Raw genomic sequence first — 17,999 nt, 5'->3', positions numbered from 1 at the left:
CGCCGGAGCGGCGGGAGCAGCCGAAGCAGCCGGAGCAGCGGGGGTAGCGGGGGAAGCAGGGTCGGCGGGGGGCATCGCGGCCTCCGTGGAAGGAGTGGTGCGCGCGTTCAGAGCGTGCTCCAGTCGTGGTCCGGGTAGCGGTGCAGCGGCGCCGACACGTCGTCGAGCGCCATGCAGATCTCATCCGGAAGCGTAAGCGCCTCCACCGACAGTGCCGCCGTGAGCTGCTGGGCGTTGCGCGCCCCGAGCAGCGGCGCGGTCACGCCGGGCCGGTCGCGCACCCACGCCAGGGCGACGTGCAGCGGTGAGACGGCCAGGCCGTCGGCCGCTATGGCCAGCGCGTCCACGATGAGCCGGGCGGTGTCGTCGAGGTAGGGCGCGACGAAGGCGGCCAGGTCCTCCGAGCCGCCGCGCGAGTCCTCCGGCGTACCGCCCCGGTACTTGCCGGTCAGGACGCCGCGCCCGAGCGGCGAGGACGGCAGCAGCCCGAGCCCGAGGTCCCGCGCGGCGGGCAGCACCTCGCGCTCCACCCCTCGTTGCAGCAGCGAGTACTCCATCTGCGTGCTGGCCAGCGGCGTCCGCCCGGGGCTCGCCAGCTGCCAGGTCGCGGCCTTCGCGAGCTGCCAGCCGCAGAAGTTGGACACCCCGACGTAGCGGGCCCGGCCGGAGCTCACGGCGATGTCGAGGGCCTGGAGCGTCTCCTCCAGCGGGGTGCCGGGGTCGAAGGCGTGCACCTGCCACAGGTCGACGTAGTCCGTGCCGAGCCGCTGCAACGACGCGTCCAGCGCCGCCAGCAGATGCCCGCGCGAGGTGTCGAACCGCCGGTCGGGGTCGGGCACGCTGCCCGCCTTGGTCGCGATCACCAGGTCGGAGCGCGGCACCAGGTCCTCCACCAGCCGCCCGAGCAGGTACTCGGCCCCGCCGTCGGCGTAGACGTCGGCGGTGTCGACCAGCGAGCCCCCGGCGCTCCAGAACGCCTTGAGCTGGTCGGCGGCGTCGCGCTCGCCGGTCGTGCGGCCCCAGGTCAGCGTGCCGAGCCCGAGCCGGGACACGCGCAAACCGGTACGGCCGAGGTGCCTTTGCTCCATGGGCGCTGAGATTACTGCCCGCACCGCCCGAATGGGCGGCAGTGACGTACCTGACAGGTCCCGTGGCGGCGGCGCACGCTACAGTCCGGTGGGACAACGACGTTACCGGCGAGTACGGCACCCGTGGCGGTGCCGGCGCCCACCGGGGACGTACCGCGCCGAGCAGGGCGCGGCACGATCGCCACCGACACAGCACCACCGCACAGCACCACCGACACAGCACCACCGACACATCGCCACCGACCAGCTCAAGGGAGAGCCATGAAGCTCGGGATCAACCTCGGCTACTGGGGTGCCGGGATGGACGCGGACAACCTGGCCGTCGCCCAGGAGGCCGACCGGCTCGGCTATTCCGTGTGCTGGGCCGCCGAGGCCTACGGCTCCGACGGGCCCACCGTGCTGTCCTGGGTCGCCGCGCAGACCGAGCGCATCGACGTGGGCTCGGCCATCTTCCAGATCCCGGCCCGCACCCCGGCGATGACCGCGATGACCGCCGCGACGCTGGACTCGCTGTCCGGTGGTCGCTTCCGGCTCGGCCTCGGCGTCTCGGGCCCGCAGGTCTCCGAGGGCTGGTACGGCGTCAAGTTCGACAAGCCGCTGTCGCGCACCCGCGAATACGTCGAGATCGTCCGCAAGGCCATGGCCCGCGAGCGGCTGTCGTACGACGGCGAGCACTGGACGCTGCCGCTGCCCGGCGGCCCCGGCAAGCCGATCAAGCTCACCGTGCACCCCACGCGTGAGCACATCCCGCTCTACATCGCCGCGATCGGCCCGAAGAACCTGGAGCAGACCGGCGAGATCGCCGACGGCGCCCTGCTGATCTTCCCCTCCGCCGCGCACCTGGAGGACACCGCGCTGCGGCACATCCGCGCCGGCCGCGCGAAGGCCGGCCGCACGCTGGACGGCTTCGACGTCTGCCCGACGCTGCCGCTCGCCGTCGGCAAGGACGTCGCCGCGCTCGCCGACCTCTTCCGGCCGTACACCGCGCTGTACGTCGGCGGCATGGGGAGCCGCCGGCAGAACTTCTACAACCAGCTCGCCCAGCGCATGGGCTACGAGAAGGAGGCCGCCGAGATCCAGGACAAGTACCTGGGCGGCGACAAGGACGGCGCGGCAGCGGCCGTACCGCAGCGGCTCATCGAGTCCACCTGCCTGCTCGGCCCGGTCGAGCGGATCGCCGACGGGATGCGCGCGTACGCCGACGCCGGCGTCACCACGCTGACCCTCGCCCCGGCCGGCTTCACCCTGGACGAGCGCGTGGCGGGCCTGCGGGCCGGCGTCGAGGCCCTGGAGCACGCCGGACTGGCGTAGCGCCAACGCCCTGCCACGCCCCACCCACGCCCGCCCCGCGGGCCCGTACGCGCGCCGAGGGCCCGCGGGGCGGCTCAGCCCGGGACGAGGCGGCCCAGCAGGCGGCCGAAGTCGATGAGGCGGGCTATCTGGCCCGCGCCCCCGTCGTCCAGCGACTTGCTGAACCGGAAGGCCTCCGGCCGGAATTTCGCCGAGGCCACCGGCAACGCCGCGTCCGGGTCGGCCGGCACCGCGCTCAGCTCGTGCGGCATCGCGGTCGCCAGCACCAGGTACACCCCGCGGTCGATGCGCCGGCCGAGCTGGTCGTGGCCGACCAGGGTGCGCATCCCCACATGCCCGATCGCGTCCAGCGGCAGCACCTGCACCGAGGAGTCCAGCACCGTGCCGCCCGGCGCGGAGGAGTCGGCCAGCTCCTCGCTGTGCCACAGGATCAGCCGCCGCCCGTCGCACACCGCGGCCTCCTGCCACACCGAGGCGCCCGCCTCGGTCAGGTCCACCACCCGCTCCAGCGTGAAGCCGCGCACCCGCCGCCTGCCGAGCACCCCGGTGATGGCGTCCAGCGCGACGTCCGCGTGCAGGAAGTACACCTCGGCGGCGTCCTCCAGCCGTGCGTACGGAGACCAGTCGGTGCCCGCGGGATGCGTCCCGCTCGCAGCCGGGCGGCTTCTCGTCGCCTTGCTGAACATCTCCACCCGCTTCGCGATACCGGCGTCCCGGGGCCCACTCGACCCCTGGTGCACCTTACCGAGGGGGCGGGAGCGCCGGACCTATGCCGGCGACAGCGGATCGTGCGAATCTCCGGGAGCCGCGCGGAATTCCGCGGCCGTGGTGGGGGCTCGGGGGGATCATCCCCGCCACGGCCGTCACCCAGCACAACGGACGCGACGGGAAAGGGTTACGGTGGCGGACATGCCCACCGCGATCCTTGTCAGGCACGGCCGGTCCACCGCCAACACGCAGGGGGTGCTGGCCGGCTGGACCCCCGGTGTCGCCCTCGACGAGACGGGCCGCGCGCAGGCCACCGCGCTGGCCGCCCGGCTGGCGGCGCTGCCGCTGGCCGCCGTGGTGTGCAGCCCGCTGCAGCGCTGCCAGGAGACGGTCCGTCCGCTGCTGGACACCCGCGCCGGGCTGCCGCTGCACACCGACGAGCGGATCGGCGAGTGCCACTACGGCGACTGGACCGGCCGCAAGCTCGCAGAACTGGCCGACGAGCCGCTGTGGACGACCGTCCAGCGGCACCCCTCCGCCGCGGTCTTCCCCGGCCCCGAGGGCGAGTCGCTGCGCTCCATGCAGGCCCGCGCGGTCGAGGCGGTACGCGACTGGAACGCCCGGATCGAGGTCGAGCACGGGGCGGACGCGCTCTACCTGCTGTGCTCGCACGGCGACATCATCAAGGCGCTGGCCGCCGACGCGCTCGGCATGCACCTGGACCTCTTCCAGCGGATCAGCACCGACCCGTGCTCGGTGACCGCGATCCGCTACACCCCGCACCGCCCCTTCCTGCTGCGGCTCGGCGACACCGGCGACCTCGGCGGCCTGGCCCCGCAGCCCGCGCCGCCCGGCGACACCGCCGCCGACGCCGGCGACGCGGTCGTCGGCGGCTCCACGGGCGCCCCGTGATCGGCTTCCGCAGTAGTGTGGTGGCCACAGCCTCCGCACGGTGACACCCACCGCGTGACCCCAGCCGAAACCCCAGTCGAAACCCCAGCCGGATCCACTAGCCCAGCAAACGGAGCAGGACGTGCCCCGCCAGGTCTTCTTCTACGAGCACCCGGACCGTTTCGTGGCCGGTACGGTCGGCCAGCCGGGTCAGCGTACGTTCTTCCTGCAAGCCACCGCCAAGGGCAGGACCACCAGCGTGGCCCTGGAGAAGACCCAGGTGGCCGCGCTCGCCGAGCGCATCGACGAGCTGCTGGACGAGGTCGTACGGCGCAGCGGCGGCAACGCCCCGGTGCCGGCCGTCGCCCCCACCGAACTCGCCGACTCCGCGCCGCTGGACGTACCGGTCGAGGAGGAGTTCCGGGTCGGCACGATGGCGCTGGCCTGGGACGGCGCCCACGACCGTATGGTCATCGAGGCCCAGGCGCTGGTCGAGCTCAGCGGCGACGACGAGGACGACCTGGAGGCCGCCGAGGAGCAGATGCTCCAGGACGAGGAGAACGGCCCGCCGCTGCTGCGGGTGCTGCTCACCGGCGCCCAGGCCCGCTCCTTCGCCAAGCGCGCCCTCGACGTGGTCTCCGCCGGCCGGCCGCCGTGCCCGCTGTGCAGCCTGCCCCTGGATCCGGAAGGACACGTATGCCCGCGTCAGAACGGGTACCGGAGGTCGGCCTGAGCGCCACCGCGGCGCCGGAGCTGACCCTCCTCACCGAGGGCGAGCTGACCGTACGCGGCCAGGTGCGCGACGCGTCCAACGCGGTGCTCTACTGCGAGGTCGCCCACGAGGGCCGGACCGCGGCCTGCGTGTACAAGCCCGTCGCGGGGGAGCGCCCGCTGTGGGACTTCCCCGACGGCAACCTGGCGCGGCGCGAGGTCGCCGCGTATCTGGTCTCCGAGGCCACCGGCTGGGGCCTGGTGCCGCCCACCGTGCTGCGCGACGGCCCGTACGGCGAGGGCATGGTGCAGCTGTGGATCGAGGCGGCCGGAGCAGGCGGGGCCGACGGGCCCGACGGTGCCGGGGACGCCGGGGACGCCGGGGCCGATGAAGCCGCGGAAGCCCCCGAAGCCGCCGGCCCCGCGCTGCTGGCGCTCACCGAGGACGACGAGCCGGCGCCCGGCTGGAAGGCCGTGGCCGAGGCGGAGGTCGGCGAGGGCCGCACCGCACTGCTCGTGCACGCCGACGACGACCGGCTGCGCCGGCTCGCGGTGCTGGACGCGGTGATCAACAACGCCGACCGCAAGGGCGGCCACCTGCTGCCCGCACCCGGCGGCCGGCTCTACGGCATCGACCACGGCGTGACCTTCCACACCGAGGACAAGCTGCGCACCCTGCTGTGGGGCTGGGCCGGCGAGCCGCTGCCGCCGGAGGCCGTCGCGGTGCTGGGCTCGCTGGCCACCGCGCTGGCGGGCGACCTCGGCGCGCGGCTGGAGCCGCTGCTCACCGCGGCCGAGATCGCGGCGCTGCGGGCCCGGGTGGCGCGGCTGCTGGAGACCGGGGTGCACCCGGGGCCGGGCGGCGACTGGCCGTCCATACCGTGGCCGCCGGTGTGAAGCGGCGGGTACGGCCCGCCGGGCGCGATGACCGGCGAGACCGGCGATACGACCCGCGGTACGACCGTCGGCCGAGCCGAAAGGCGTATCGCTGACCGAAACGCAGCGGATGGGCCCCTTGCCAGGGCAAACGTGCTGCTCCCGGTCGTTTGACCCGGTCCCGGGCGGTTAATCTCATGACATGCATGCCTGGCCCGCTTCCGACGTCCCTGCCCTTCCCGGCACTGGACGCGAACTCCGTCTCCACGACTCGGCGACCGGTGGCCTGGTGGCCATCGAGCCCGGCCCGGTCGCCCGCCTCTACGTCTGCGGCATCACCCCGTACGACGCCACCCATCTGGGGCACGCGGCCACCTACAACGCGTTCGACCTCGTACAGCGCGTGTGGCTCGACACGAAGCACCAGGTCCAGTACGTGCAGAACGTGACGGACGTCGACGACCCGCTGCTGGAGCGCGCCGGCGCCACCGGCGAGGACTGGACGGCCCTGGCCGAGCGCGAGACCGCGCTCTTCCGCGAGGACATGACCGCGCTGCGGATGCTGCCGCCGGCGCACTACATCGGCGCCGTCGAGGCCATCCCCGGCATCGTGCCGCTCATCGAGCGGCTGCGGGAGGCCGGCGCCGCCTACGAGCTGGACGGCGACACCTACTTCTCCGTCGAGGCCGACCCGCACTTCGGCAGTGTCTCCCGCTTCGACGCCGCCGCCATGCGGGCCCTCTCCGCCGAGCGCGGCGGCGACCCGGACCGCCCGGGCAAGAAGAACCCGCTGGACCCGATGCTGTGGATGGCCGCCCGCCCGGGCGAGCCCAGCTGGGACGGCGCGTCGCTGGGCCCGGGGCGGCCCGGCTGGCACATCGAATGCGTCGCCATCGCCCTGGACCACCTCGGCATGGGCTTCGACGTCCAGGGCGGCGGCTCCGACCTGGTCTTCCCGCACCACGAGATGGGCGCCTCGCACGCCCAGGTGCTCACCGGCGAGTACCCGTACGCCAAGGCGTACGTGCACGCCGGGATGGTCGCGCTGCACGGCGAGAAGATGTCGAAGTCCAAGGGCAACCTGGTCTTCGTCTCCACCCTGCGGCGCGACGGCGTGGACCCGGCCGCGATCCGGCTGGCGCTGCTGGCCCACCACTACCGGTTGGACTGGGAGTGGACCGACGCCGTCCTGGCCGAGGCGCTCGGCCGGCTGGCGCGCTGGCGGGCCGCGGTGTCCCGGCCGGACGGACCGGCCGCCGAGGAGCTGCTGGCGCAGATCCGTGCGGCGCTGGCCGACGACCTGGACGCGCCCGGCGCGCTCGCGGCCGTCGACGCCTGGGCGGCGGCCCAGGAGGCCGGCGGCGGCACCGACACCGGCGCCCCCGGCCTGGTGAGCCGCGCGGTCGACGCGCTGCTCGGCGTGGCCCTGTGATCCGGCGCCCGAGCCGCGGATGACCGACCCGGTGCCCGGCTGTCAGGCCGGGCACCGGCGCGGCATCCCCCGTACCCGGACATGCCGAGGGGCGAGCACCGCCGGTCGCCCGGTCGATGACCGCCCCTCGTCCCCCCTTACCTCCGGGGTTCCCCCCTGCATCCCCCCCGGTCGGGCGCCCTCGCGGGAGCCCGGTCTGTCACGAGCCGGCCGGGGCGTGCCCGGCCAGCTCGCCGGCGTGCGCGGGGACGATCTCCCCGGCCGCCAGCAGATTGAGTTCCGCCACCTTCAGGCCGAGTGCGAACCGGCCGGTGACGCCGAGACTGTTCATCATCTGGCAGATGCGGCGCTGGATCGTCCGGTGCCCGCAACTGAGCTTTCTTCCGATAGTGGCGTCGGAAAACCCTTCACGCATTAATGCCAGTATCCGGAAATCCACGTCGTCCATGCGTTCGTCGATTACCATGATCCCCCCCCCGGGGAAGGTACGCCAACGGATGAATCCGCCTCATGGTAACCGGTGACAGTTCAGCGGCGCAATTGACGATCCGGTGAATGTCACGCCGCCGGGCCGTACCCGGGTGGCGCATGCAACGTACGGAAAGACCGTATCCGCCCGCTGTGTGCTCCCTGTGCACTGCTGCCTCCGGTGCCCGATCGGCCCTGAGCCTTCGCTGCCGACCGGGCACGCCCAGCATGGCAGCGGCGGGCGGGGTTCCGCATTGGCAGTGCGTGCCCGCTGTCTTGACGATGCGTCGCATGCGGGGCCGCGGGGCCCTATCGGCCGGTGCCGCCGTCGTCCCCGGAACCGCCGGTGCCGCCGGTGTCGTCAGAGCTGTCGGAGTCGTGGGTGCCGCGGGTGCCGTGGGCGCCGCCGCCGGTGTCGTTTTCCGGCGCGTCGGGGCCGTCGCCGGTGTCCTTTTCCTCCGGCCGCTGCCGGCCGTGCTCGCGGAATTGCGGCACCCCGTCGGCGCCCTCGCTCGCGTAACCGCCGGGCTGCGGATCGCGGCGCCTCAGATAACGCTCAAATTCCTTGGCGATCGCCTCGCCCGACGCCTCGGGCAATTCCGCGGTGTCGCGCGCCTCTTCCAGGGTCTGCACGTATTCGGCGACCTCGCTGTCCTCGGCGGCCAGCTGGTCGACGCCGACCTGCCAGGCCCGGGCGTCCTCGGGCAGCTCGCCCTGCGGGATGCGCAGGTCCAGCAGGTCCTCCAGCCGGTTGAGCAGCGCCAGGGTCGCCTTGGGGTTGGGCGGCTGGGACACGTAGTGGGGCACCGCCGCCCACAGGCTCACCGCCGGGATGCCGGCGTGCGTGCACGCCTCCTGGAGGATGCCGACGATGCCGGTGGGCCCCTCGTAGCGGGACTCCTCCAGGTTCAGCGCGGTGGCCAGGTCCGGGTCGGAGGTCACGCCGGAGACCGGGACCGGGCGGGTGTGCGGGGTGTCGCCCAGCAGCGCGCCGAGCACCACCACCATCTCCACGCCCAGCTCGTGCGCGAAGCCCAGGATCTCGTTGCAGAACGACCGCCAGCGCATGCTGGGCTCGATGCCGCGCACCAGCACCAGGTCGCGCGGCTTGCGCGTCTGGATCCTGGCGACCGAGAGGCGGGTCGTCGGCCAGGTGATGCGGCGGACGCCGTCCTCCATCCAGACGGTGGGCCGGTTGACCTGGAAGTCGTAGTAGTCCTCGGCGTCCAGGGCGGCGAAGACCTCGCCCTTGAACTCCCGCTCCATGTGCTCGACCGCGGTGGAGGCCGCGTCGCCGGCGTCGTTCCAGCCCTCGAACGCCGCCACCATGACCGGATCGATCAGCTCGGGTACCCCCTCAAGCTCGATCACCCGGCGCCTCCTTCCGGCCGGCGGGGGCGGCGGCCCCTGACCGGCGCTGCTCGACTTCTGCATGGCCTTGTGCGTGCGCCACCAGCCTACGTGCCCCAACCCTCCCGATAGGCGGTCCAGTCGCTCTCGGTGGCGTGGAAGTCCACATAGAGCGCCACCCCGACGCCCTGCCGCCCGCCGCCGTGCCGGCCCAGCGCCACCCGCACCCCGCGCACCGCGGCGGGGACGGTCTCGGCGTAGCCGTGGTGGCCCATGTCCTCGGTGTGGAAGCCCGGCAGCCCGATCAGCAGGTCGGTGCCCGGCGGGGTGGCCTCAAGCGCGAGCGCGGTCTGCTGGGCGATGTAGCCGCCGAAGAGCGACGAGGCCGGCATCGCGGTGTCGTACGCCATCACGGCGATCTGGTCGCAGCGCCGGGCGACCTGCCCGAAGTAGCCCTGCGACCACCACTTGGGGTGGCTGAAGGGCAGGTACGCCACCGCGTGCAGATGCGGCAGCGGGTCGATCTGCGGCACGGCGACCGACAGCGGCGCCCCGCGGGCGGCGGCCAGCGCGTGCACCTCGTCCAGGGTGCGCAGGTAGCCGGTGTCGCCGTCGGCGACCGGTTCCAGGTCCAGGTGGACGCCCTGGAAGCCGGCGTCCAGGATCTGCGCGGCCGAGGCCCGGATCCGGTCGCGTACGGCCGGCTCCGACAGGTGCAGGCCGGGCGTGCCGCCGTGCGCGATGGTGTCGCCGAGCCAGGCCTGGACGCGTACGCCCGGCAGGACGCGGTGGATGCCGGCGATCATCGCCGCGGCCTTCGGGTAGAGCGCCGGGTCCAGGCTGCCGTCGTGCTCCAGCGGGCCGGCGTGCACGTACAGGTCGTGTATGCCGGTGCCGGCCACATGGCGGCGCAGGTCCTCCAGGTCCGCCGCGGTGCGGCGGCCGTCGACCCAGGCGTGGCCGAGCCACACCGCGTCGTGCCCGCGGGTACGCCCGCCGGCGGCCGGACTGCCCTGGTACTCCAGCCGCAGCGCCGTCGTCGCGGCCAGCACGGCGAGCACCGCCACTGCCGCCACACCTATTGCCGCACGTCGCAGCCCTGTCAATCGCCGTGTGGCCGACATCGACGCGAGACGTCGAGACATCCGATCTGTTATCAACAACTTCGTGCTCCCCCCTGGACGGGCACCCCGGCTCGCCGCTATACATCGGATCATCAAGAAAAGATCCGATGTCTCGCGACGGGAGTGTGCATGAGTCCGACCATTACCGAGGTCGACGTGTACGACATCCGCTTTCCGACCTCGGAGCAGCTCGACGGCTCGGACGCCATGAACCCCGACCCCGACTACTCCGCCGCCTATGTCGTGCTCCGCACCGACGCCCCTGGCGGCCTCGCGGGGTACGGCCTGTGCTTCACGATCGGCCGCGGCAACGACGTCGTCGCCGCGGCGATCGGCACGCTGCGACCTTACGTGGTCGGCCGGACGGTGGACAGTGTCACCGGTGATCTTGGCGCCTTCTACCGGCTGCTCACCCATGACTCGCAACTGCGCTGGCTCGGCCCGGAGAAGGGCGTGATGCACATGGCGGCCGGCGCGGTGGTCAACGCCGCCTGGGACCTCGCCGCCCGCGAGGCCGGCAAGCCGGTGTGGGCGCTGCTGGCCTCGATGAGCCCCGACCAGCTCGTCGACCTCGTCGACTTCCGCTACCTCAGCGACGCCCTCACCCGCGACGAGGCGCTGGACATCCTGCGCCGCGCCGAACCGGGCCGCGCCGCCCGCGCCGAGCGGCTGCGCAAGGAGGGCTACCCGGCGTACACCACCGAGCCGGGCTGGCTCGGCTACTCCGACGAGAAGCTGACCCGGCTGGCCAAGGAGGCGGTCGCCGCCGGCTTCGCCCAGATCAAGCTCAAGGTCGGCGCCGACCTCCAGGACGACCTGCGCCGTATGCGGCTGGCCCGGGCCGCGGTCGGCCCCGACATCCGGATAGCGGTCGACGCCAACCAGCGCTGGGACGTCGCCGAGGCCCTGGAGTGGATGGCCGCCCTCGCCCCGCACGACCCGTACTGGATCGAGGAGCCCACCAGCCCCGACGACGTCCTCGCGCACGCCGCCGTCCGCGCCGGGCAGCCGGTCCGGGTCGCCACCGGCGAGCATGTCGCCAACCGGGTCGTCTTCAAGCAGCTGCTCCAGGCCGGCGCGGTGGACTTCGTGCAGATCGACGCCGCCCGCGTCGCCGGCGTCAACGAGAACCTGGCGATCCTGCTGCTCGCCGCGAAGTTCGGCGTCCCGGTGTGCCCGCACGCCGGCGGCGTGGGCCTGTGCGAACTGGTCCAGCACCTGGCGATGTTCGACTACGTCGCCGTCTCCGGCAGCCTGGAGGGCCGGGTCATCGAGTACGTGCCGCACCTCCACGAGCACTTCACCGACCCCGCCGTGGTGGAGAACGGCCGTTACCAGGCCCCCTCGGCCCCCGGTTTCTCCGCCCGTATGGTTCCCGGAACGCTGGCCGACTACCGCTACCCCGACGGCCCGGTGTGGCAGGCGCGCGAGAAGCGACAGGAGCTGACCCGATGACCACCCCCGCCTCCGTCCCCGCCCCCGCCCCGCTCCAGGACTTCGCCGGCCTGACCGCCCTGGTCACCGGCGGCGCCTCCGGTATCGGCGCGGCCACCGCCGCCCTGCTCACCGCCCGCGGCGCCCGTGTCGCCGTGCTGGACCGCGATCCGGCCGGCGCCCCCGAGGGCACCGTCCCGGTCGCCGCCGACGTCACCGACGACGCGGCCGTACGCGCCGCCGTCGAGCAGGCCGTGGCCGAACTCGGCGGCCTGCACGTCCTGGTGAGCAACGCCGGCATCGGCGCCATCGGCACCGTCGAGGACAACGCGGACCAGGAATGGGCCCGGGTGCTGGACGTCAACGTCCTCGGCATGGTCCGTACCGCCCGCGCCGCCCTGCCCCATCTGCGCGCCGCCGCCGCCGACCGGCCCGGCTGCGCCTCCATCACCCACACCTGCTCCATCGCCGCGACCGCGGGGCTGCCACAGCGTGCCCTGTACAGCGCGAGCAAGGGGGCGGTCCTCTCGCTGACCCTGGCGATGGCCGCCGACCACGTACGCGAAGGCGTACGCGTCAACTGCGTCAATCCCGGGACCGCCGACACCCCGTGGATCGGCAGGCTGCTCGACCAGGCCGAGGACCCGGCCGCCGAGCGGGCCGCACTCGACGCCCGGCAGCCGATGGGCCGGCTGGTCACCGCGGACGAGGTCGCCGCCGCGATCGCCTACCTGGCGAGCCCGGCCGCGGCCGGCGTCACCGGCACCGCGCTCGCCGTGGACGGCGGAATGCAGGGCCTGCGCCTGCGTCCCGCCCCCTGACCCACGCCCGCGCGACAGCCCAGCAGCACCCAGCAGCACCCCGGCACCACCCCCGCACCACACAGCAGCACCCCGCACCACACAGAGCCGACACACACTTCCGAAGGGCAGAACTCGACGATGAGACTGCGTCACACGACCGTCGCCGCCGTCGCGGCGATCCTCGCGGTCAGCGCGCTCGCCGGCTGCAACAGAGGCAGCGACGACAAGGCGGGCAGCTCCGGCAAGGTGGGCATCGACCTGCCGCGCTCCGACAGCGACTTCTGGAACTCGTACAACAACTACATAGAAAAGGACCTCAAGTCCGACGGCGTCTCCGCGCTGCCCCGCACCAACTCGCAGAACGACATCGGCAAGCTGGTCGCCAACGTCCAGACCTTCACCGACCAGGGCGCCAAGGCCATCGTCATGGCCCCCCAGGACACCGGCGCCGTCGCCTCCACCCTCGACAAGCTCGCCGGCAAGAACATCCCGGTCATCAGCGTCGACACCCGCCCCGACAAGGGCAAGGTCTACATGGTCGTACGCGCCGACAACAAGGCGTACGGCAGCAACGCCTGCGACTACCTCGGCAAGCAGCTCGGCGGCAAGGGCAAGGTCGTGGAGTTCGAGGGCGCGCTGGACTCCATCAACGGCCGCGACCGCTCCGAGGCGTTCGCGTCCTGCATGAAGACCAAGTTCCCCGGCATCAAGGTCATCGCGCTGGCCACCGACTGGAAGGGCGACGTCGCCTCGGCCAAGCTCCAGACCACGCTGGCCTCCGACCCCGACATCAACGGCATCTACATGCAGGCCGGCGGTGTCTTCCTGCAGCCCACCCTCGCCCTGCTGGAGCAGAAGCACCTGCTCAAGCCGCCGGGCACGCCGGGCCACATCACCATCATCTCCAACGACGGCATCCCGGACGAGTTCAAGGCGATCAAGGCGGGCCAGATCGACGCCACGATCTCCCAGCCGGCCGACCTCTACGCCAAGTACGCGCTGTACTACGCCAAGGCCGCGCTCGCCGGGCAGACCTTCAAGCCCGGCCCGACCGACCACGACTCCACCATCGTCGCCATCCCCAACGGCCTGGAGGACCAGCTGCCCGCCCCGCTGGTGACCAAGGACAACGTCGACGACCCGAGCCTGTGGGCCAACCAGCTCGGAAAGAGCTGAGCGCAGATGAGCAACGGTCGGACGCCTTCTTCCGCAGCTTCGCCGTCCCCGCCGCCCGCGGTCCAGGCCGAGGGCATCGTCAAGCGCTTCGGCCCGACCGTCGCGCTGGACCGGGTGGGCATCACCGTGGGCGTGGGCGACTCGCACGCGCTGGTCGGCCGCAACGGTGCCGGCAAGTCCACGCTGGTGTCGGTGCTGACCGGGCTGCACGCACCCGACGCGGGCCGGGTCGCCTTCCTCGGCGAACCCGCGCCCGCGGCGGGTGACACCGCCGCCTGGCAGGCCAGGGTCGCCTGCGTCTACCAGAAGTCCATGGTCGTCCCGGAACTCACGGTCGCCGAGAACCTGTTCCTCAACCGGTTCGGGCCCGGCCGGATCCGCTGGAGCAAACTGCGGGCCGCCGCCCGCGACCTGCTCGCCGAATACGGCGTCGACGTCGACCCCGCCACCCGGGCCGCCGACCTCACCGTGGAGCAGGGCCAGTTCGTGGAGATCGCCCGGGCGCTGTCCTTCGGCGCCCGCTTCATCATCCTCGACGAACCCACCGCGCAGCTCGACGCGGCCGGCATCGACCGGCTGTTCACCAAGCTGCGCGAACTCCAGCAGCAGGGCGTGGCGTTCCTGTTCATCTCCCACCACCTGCAGGAGGTCTACGACCTGTGCAGCACCGTCACGGTCTACCGCGACGCCCGGCACATCCTCACCTCGCCCGTCGCCGACCTCGGCAAGGCGGACCTGGTGGCGGCCATGACCGGCGAGGCCACCCAGACCGCGAGCTCCTGGCACGCCGCCGCCGTCACCAGGAAGGGTGACGGCGGCACCGAACCCGTCCTGCGGGCCGAGCAGCTCGCCCTGGACGGGGCGTTCGACCCCATCGACTTCGCCGTACGCCCCGGCGAGGTCCTGGGCCTGGCCGGCGCCACCGCCAGCGGCAACACCGCGCTCGGCGAGACGCTGGTGGGCCTGCGGAAGGCCACCGGCGGTCGCACCACGGTCGCCGGGCAGCCGGTACGGCCCGGCAGCGTGCCGCACGCCCTGAACGCCGGCATCGGCTACGTCCCCGAGGACCGGCACCGGCAGGGCCTGGTGCTGGGCCGCAGCGTCGCCGAGAACGCCACCCTCACGGTGACCGACCAGCTCGGCCCGTACGGCACGGTGCTGCCGTCGAAGACCCGGGCCTTCGCCCAGCGCATGATCGACTCGCTGGACATCAAGACCTCGGGCCCGGCCCAGCCGGTCGCGGACCTGTCCGGCGGCAACCAGCAGAAGGTCGTCATCGCCCGGGCCATGGCCCGCGACCCGCGGGTGCTGGTGGCCGTCCGGCCCACCGCGGGCGTCGACGTCAAGTCCAAGGACTCGCTGCTCGGCGTGGTCCGCGGGGTCGCCGACCGGGGCGACGCGGCCGTCATCGTCTCCGACGAACTCGACGACCTGCGGGTCTGCGACCGGGTGATCGCCCTCTTCCACGGGCGGGTGATCGCGGAGTTCGGCAGCGGATGGAGCGACCGGGACCTGGTCTCGGCAATGGAAGGGCTGCCCGCGGGTGCGGGCGGCGACAAGGGAGACCAGGAATGAGTGAGACCACCCAGTTGACCGCCGACGCCGCGGTGTCCGGCAAGAAGGCGGCGGCCCCGCCGCGCTTCCAGCTCGCCCGCTACCGCGACCTCTCGCTGATCCCGGTGATCTTCGTCCTCGGTGTGATCGGCTTCATCGTCTCGCCGGTCTTCCTGACCTCGGACAACCTCATCGGCGTGCTCCAGCAGAGCAGCGAGCTGAGCCTGCTGGTGCTCGCCGAGGCGATGATCCTGATATGCGGCCGGATGGACCTGTCGCTGGAATCCACCATCGGCGTCGCACCGGTCATCGCGATGTGGCTGGTGCTGCCCAGCAGCGGCCCGGCGACCTTCCACGGCATCGGGCTCTTCCCGACCTGGACCTCGATCCCGGTGTGCCTGGTCGTCGGCCTGCTGATCGGCGCGATCAACGGCTTCCTGATCCTGAAGCTGCGCGTCAACGGCTTCATCGCGACCCTCGGCATGCTGACCATGCTGCGCGGCCTCCAGGACGGCGTCGCGCAGGGCAAGTCCATCGTCGCGGTCCCGGCGTCCTTCTCCTACCTCGGCAAGGCCGAATGGCTCGGGGCGCCCGCCGCGGTGTGGATCTGCCTGCTGCTGTTCGTCATCGGCGGCCTGGCCCTGGGCTACCTGCGGCACGGCCGCGCCCTCTACGCCATCGGCGGCAACACCGGGGCCGCCAGGGCCGCCGGCATCCGGGTCGACCGGATCACCTGGATCGTGCTGGCGCTCGGCGGCCTCATCGCCGCCTTCGCCGGTGTCCTGTACACCGGGCACTACGGCGCGATCTCCGCCACCCAGGGCGACGGCTGGATCTTCCAGGTCTTCGCCGCCACCGTCATCGGCGGGGTCAGCCTCAACGGTGGCCGCGGCACGCTGTTCGGCGCGCTCACCGGTGTCGTCAGCCTGCAACTGGTCGTCAACGTCACCACCCTCGGCGGAGTGCCGCCGCTGTGGGACAAGTTCCTCTACGGTGCCATCATCATCGTCGCCCTGATCATCTCCCGCTTCGCCAGCGGCGAGAAGCAGGACTGACCCCGGGCACCGACCCCCGGCGCCGTCACCGGGCGCCGACCCCGACCCCGACCCCGACCGTACGGCCACCGGCCGCAGCCGACCGCCAAGCCCAGCAGAAAGACACCACGTATGCCCCTACCGGCACTGCCCCGGCTCGGCCTCGGCTGCGCGCCGCTGGCCAACCTCTACCGCGCCATCACCGACGAGCAGGCGGAGGCCACCGTGGCCGCCGCCTTCGACGCGGGGCGGCCCGTCACCTACCTCGACACCGCCCCGCACTACGGGCTCGGCCGCTCCGAGGAGCGGCTGGGCCGGGCGCTGGCCGGCCGGGACCGCGCGTCGTACGTGCTGTCCACCAAGGTCGGCCGCCGGCTGCGCGACCTGGCGCCGGGCGAGGCGCCCGAGGGCCAGGGCTTCACCGACGTCCCCGGCCGGGCCCGGGTCTGGGACTTCACCGCCGACGGCATCCGCGCCACGCTGGAGGGCTCCCTGGAGCGGCTCGGCGTGGACGCCGTCGACATCGTCTACCTCCACGACGTCGAGGACCACCTGCCCGAGGTGTACGCCACCGGGTTCGCCGCGCTCGCGGACCTGCGCGACCAGGGCGTGGTCAAGGCCATCGGCTTCGGCATGAACGTCAGCGGCGTCCTGGCCCGGCTCGTCGCCGACCTCGACGTCGACGTCGTGCTGTGCGCGGGCCGCTGGACGCTGCTGGAGCGCACCGCCTACGACGACCTGCTGCCGGTGTGCGAGCGCCGCGGCACCAAGGTCGTCGTCGGCGGCGTCTACAACTCCGGGCTGCTGGCCGACCCCCGGCCCGGGGCGCCCTACGACTACGCGGCGGCCCCGCAGGAGCTGCTCGACCGGGCGCTGGCGATGGCCAGGGTGTGCGGCGAGTTCGGCGTCCCGCTGCGGGCCGCCGCGCTGCGCTACCCGTTCGCGCACCCGAGCGTCGTCTCCGCGCTCGTCGGCGCCGCGAGCGCGGACGAGGTACGCGACAACGAGGCGATGTTCGGCCACGACATCCCCGACGCGATGTGGCATGCCCTGGTCGGCGAGGGACTGCTCGACCCGGACGTGCCGCTGCCGCTGACCGGCGGCCCGGCCGCCGGTCCGGGCGCGGACCCGGCGGCGGGGGCGTGACGATGACCGAGCCGGCACGGCGGATCGACGCGCACCACCACCTGTGGGACCTCACCCGGCGCCCGCAGCCCTGGCTGACCGGGCCCCGGCTCGCCCCCATCGACCGCAGCTTCGCCCTGGCCGAGCTGGAGCCGCTGCTGGACGCGCACGGCGTCGACGCGACGGTGGTCGTGCAGTCCAGCTCCTCGCTGGACGAGACCCGCGAGCTGCTGGAGGTCGCCGCGGGCTCCGGCGGCCGGATCGCCGGCGTCGTCGGCTGGGCCGACCTCACCGACCCCGGCCTTGCCGACGTGCTGGCCTCGCTCACCGGCCCGCTCGTCGGCATCCGCCACCAGGTCCAGGACGAGGCCGACCCCTGGTGGCTGGCCCGCGCCGCCGTCCGCCGCGGCCTGGCCACGGTCGCCGCGGCGGGCCTGGCGTACGACCTGCTCGTCACGCCCCGCGAGCTGCCTGCGGCGCTGGAGACGGCGGCGGCGCTGCCCGAGCTGCGCTTCGTCCTCGACCACGCGGCCAAGCCGCCCGTCGCCTCCGGCGGTTGGGAGCCGTGGGCCGCGCAGGTCGGTGCGATGGCCGCGCTGCCCAATGTGGTGTGCAAGCTGTCGGGGCTGGTGACCGAGGCGGATTGGTCCGGCTGGGCGCCGGCCGACCTTCTTCCGTACGCCGGGCACGTCCTGGCGGCCTTCGGGCCGCACCGGGTGCTCTTCGGCTCCGACTGGCCGGTCTGCACGCTTGCGGCTTCCTACGGCGAGGTGCTCGCCCTCGCGCGGTCCGCGACCTCGGACCTCTCACCGGCGGAGTCCGCGCAGGTCTTCGGCGCGAACGCTGCCGCGGTCTACGGGCTGGGCTAGCCCCTCGCCCTGCCGGGCTGGGGCTTTCGCGGGACCTTCCCGCCG

Annotated in this window: 17 protein-coding genes; 12 read left to right on the top strand and 5 right to left on the bottom strand. The window is 73.3% G+C overall.

Annotated features, from left to right (window positions below; all coding sequences use genetic code 11):
- Positions 1-107: 107 nt before the first annotated feature.
- On the bottom strand, positions 108-1,088 hold the full coding sequence (locus HCN08_RS21600; RefSeq protein ID WP_167984835.1) for an aldo/keto reductase: 981 nt from the start codon (positions 1,086-1,088) through the stop codon (positions 108-110).
- Between the two features lie 261 nt (positions 1,089-1,349).
- Here HCN08_RS21600 and HCN08_RS21595 point away from each other — a divergent pair, with 261 nt between their 5' ends.
- Positions 1,350-2,399 carry an LLM class F420-dependent oxidoreductase gene (locus HCN08_RS21595; RefSeq protein ID WP_167984834.1) on the top strand — a complete coding sequence of 350 codons (1,050 nt, stop codon included), beginning with the start codon at positions 1,350-1,352 and terminating at the stop codon, positions 2,397-2,399.
- A 74-nt stretch (positions 2,400-2,473) separates the two neighbouring features.
- On the opposite strand, the gene HCN08_RS21590 is transcribed toward HCN08_RS21595, so the two are convergent.
- Positions 2,474-3,085 (bottom strand): hypothetical protein, encoded by a 612-nt coding sequence (locus tag HCN08_RS21590; protein ID WP_167984885.1) that lies wholly within the window; start codon positions 3,083-3,085, stop codon positions 2,474-2,476.
- Between the two features lie 223 nt (positions 3,086-3,308).
- On the opposite strand from HCN08_RS21590, the gene HCN08_RS21585 reads away from it, so the two are divergent.
- The 4 genes from HCN08_RS21585 (at position 3,309) to mshC (ending at position 7,017) form a co-directional block, all read left to right on the top strand.
- Positions 3,309-4,019: a histidine phosphatase family protein gene (locus HCN08_RS21585; protein ID WP_167984833.1), complete on the top strand. Its 711-nt coding sequence runs from the start codon at positions 3,309-3,311 to the stop codon at positions 4,017-4,019.
- A gap of 121 nt (positions 4,020-4,140) precedes the next feature.
- The gene (locus HCN08_RS21580; RefSeq protein ID WP_167984832.1) at positions 4,141-4,731 is read left to right on the top strand and encodes a DUF3090 domain-containing protein; all 591 of its coding nucleotides are present in this window, start codon (positions 4,141-4,143) and stop codon (positions 4,729-4,731) included.
- A complete protein-coding gene (locus HCN08_RS21575) occupies positions 4,695-5,606 on the top strand; it encodes an SCO1664 family protein (protein WP_167984831.1) in 912 nt (303 codons plus the stop codon). The genes HCN08_RS21580 and HCN08_RS21575 overlap by 37 nt, the downstream gene beginning before the upstream one ends.
- Before the next feature lie 181 nt (positions 5,607-5,787).
- Positions 5,788-7,017, top strand: coding sequence for a cysteine--1-D-myo-inosityl 2-amino-2-deoxy-alpha-D-glucopyranoside ligase (gene mshC, locus HCN08_RS21570; protein WP_167984830.1), 1,230 nt, complete (start codon positions 5,788-5,790; stop codon positions 7,015-7,017).
- 199 nt (positions 7,018-7,216) lie between these two features.
- Here mshC and HCN08_RS21565 read toward each other — a convergent pair whose 3' ends face one another.
- From HCN08_RS21565 to HCN08_RS21555, 3 genes are all read right to left on the bottom strand, one after another.
- The gene (locus HCN08_RS21565) at positions 7,217-7,483 is read right to left on the bottom strand and encodes a helix-turn-helix transcriptional regulator (protein ID WP_167984829.1); all 267 of its coding nucleotides are present in this window, start codon (positions 7,481-7,483) and stop codon (positions 7,217-7,219) included.
- A gap of 311 nt (positions 7,484-7,794) precedes the next feature.
- Positions 7,795-8,856: a PAC2 family protein gene (locus HCN08_RS21560; RefSeq protein ID WP_167984828.1), complete on the bottom strand. Its 1,062-nt coding sequence runs from the start codon at positions 8,854-8,856 to the stop codon at positions 7,795-7,797.
- An 86-nt stretch (positions 8,857-8,942) separates the two neighbouring features.
- Positions 8,943-9,902: a hypothetical protein gene (locus HCN08_RS21555; protein WP_322974599.1), complete on the bottom strand. Its 960-nt coding sequence runs from the start codon at positions 9,900-9,902 to the stop codon at positions 8,943-8,945.
- A gap of 186 nt (positions 9,903-10,088) precedes the next feature.
- Between HCN08_RS21555 and HCN08_RS21550 the strand changes: the two genes are divergently transcribed.
- From HCN08_RS21550 to HCN08_RS21520, 7 genes are all read left to right on the top strand, one after another.
- Positions 10,089-11,414, top strand: coding sequence for an L-fuconate dehydratase (locus tag HCN08_RS21550; protein WP_167984826.1), 1,326 nt, complete (start codon positions 10,089-10,091; stop codon positions 11,412-11,414).
- Positions 11,411-12,214, top strand: a complete 804-nt coding sequence (locus HCN08_RS21545) for an SDR family NAD(P)-dependent oxidoreductase (RefSeq protein WP_167984825.1) — start codon at positions 11,411-11,413, stop codon at positions 12,212-12,214. Before HCN08_RS21550 ends, HCN08_RS21545 begins: the two co-directional genes overlap by 4 nt.
- 120 nt (positions 12,215-12,334) lie before the next feature.
- Positions 12,335-13,372: a sugar ABC transporter substrate-binding protein gene (locus tag HCN08_RS21540; protein WP_167984824.1), complete on the top strand. Its 1,038-nt coding sequence runs from the start codon at positions 12,335-12,337 to the stop codon at positions 13,370-13,372.
- 6 nt (positions 13,373-13,378) lie between these two features.
- A complete protein-coding gene (locus tag HCN08_RS21535; protein ID WP_167984823.1) occupies positions 13,379-14,947 on the top strand; it encodes a sugar ABC transporter ATP-binding protein in 1,569 nt (522 codons plus the stop codon).
- On the top strand, positions 14,944-15,981 hold the full coding sequence (locus HCN08_RS21530) for an ABC transporter permease (protein WP_167984822.1): 1,038 nt from the start codon (positions 14,944-14,946) through the stop codon (positions 15,979-15,981). Before HCN08_RS21535 ends, HCN08_RS21530 begins: the two co-directional genes overlap by 4 nt.
- A gap of 111 nt (positions 15,982-16,092) precedes the next feature.
- Entirely contained in the window at positions 16,093-17,106 is a 1,014-nt protein-coding gene (locus tag HCN08_RS21525) for an aldo/keto reductase (protein ID WP_167984821.1), read from the top strand.
- Positions 17,107-17,108: 2 nt separating this feature from the next.
- A complete protein-coding gene (locus tag HCN08_RS21520) occupies positions 17,109-17,954 on the top strand; it encodes an amidohydrolase family protein (RefSeq protein WP_167984820.1) in 846 nt (281 codons plus the stop codon).
- Positions 17,955-17,999 lie beyond the last annotated feature (45 nt).

It is taken from the genome of Actinacidiphila epipremni (assembly GCF_012034175.1).
Lineage (GTDB): Bacteria > Actinomycetota > Actinomycetes > Streptomycetales > Streptomycetaceae > Actinacidiphila > Actinacidiphila epipremni.
Note: the sequence above shows the minus strand (reverse complement) of the source record. Positions and strands in the feature narration are given on the sequence as shown.

Coding starts and splice junctions, on each gene's coding strand:
- HCN08_RS21590 (WP_167984885.1), bottom strand. CDS start 3,085: ATGTTCAGCAAGGCGACGAGAAGCCGCCCGGCTGCGAGCGGGACGCAT.
- HCN08_RS21520 (WP_167984820.1), top strand. CDS start 17,109: ATGACCGAGCCGGCACGGCGGATCGACGCGCACCACCACCTGTGGGAC.
- HCN08_RS21550 (WP_167984826.1), top strand. CDS start 10,089: ATGAGTCCGACCATTACCGAGGTCGACGTGTACGACATCCGCTTTCCG.
- HCN08_RS21575 (WP_167984831.1), top strand. CDS start 4,695: ATGCCCGCGTCAGAACGGGTACCGGAGGTCGGCCTGAGCGCCACCGCG.
- HCN08_RS21540 (WP_167984824.1), top strand. CDS start 12,335: ATGAGACTGCGTCACACGACCGTCGCCGCCGTCGCGGCGATCCTCGCG.
- HCN08_RS21600 (WP_167984835.1), bottom strand. CDS start 1,088: ATGGAGCAAAGGCACCTCGGCCGTACCGGTTTGCGCGTGTCCCGGCTC.
- HCN08_RS21595 (WP_167984834.1), top strand. CDS start 1,350: ATGAAGCTCGGGATCAACCTCGGCTACTGGGGTGCCGGGATGGACGCG.
- HCN08_RS21530 (WP_167984822.1), top strand. CDS start 14,944: ATGAGTGAGACCACCCAGTTGACCGCCGACGCCGCGGTGTCCGGCAAG.
- HCN08_RS21525 (WP_167984821.1), top strand. CDS start 16,093: ATGCCCCTACCGGCACTGCCCCGGCTCGGCCTCGGCTGCGCGCCGCTG.
- HCN08_RS21585 (WP_167984833.1), top strand. CDS start 3,309: ATGCCCACCGCGATCCTTGTCAGGCACGGCCGGTCCACCGCCAACACG.
- HCN08_RS21545 (WP_167984825.1), top strand. CDS start 11,411: ATGACCACCCCCGCCTCCGTCCCCGCCCCCGCCCCGCTCCAGGACTTC.
- HCN08_RS21565 (WP_167984829.1), bottom strand. CDS start 7,483: ATGGTAATCGACGAACGCATGGACGACGTGGATTTCCGGATACTGGCA.
- mshC (WP_167984830.1), top strand. CDS start 5,788: ATGCATGCCTGGCCCGCTTCCGACGTCCCTGCCCTTCCCGGCACTGGA.
- HCN08_RS21535 (WP_167984823.1), top strand. CDS start 13,379: ATGAGCAACGGTCGGACGCCTTCTTCCGCAGCTTCGCCGTCCCCGCCG.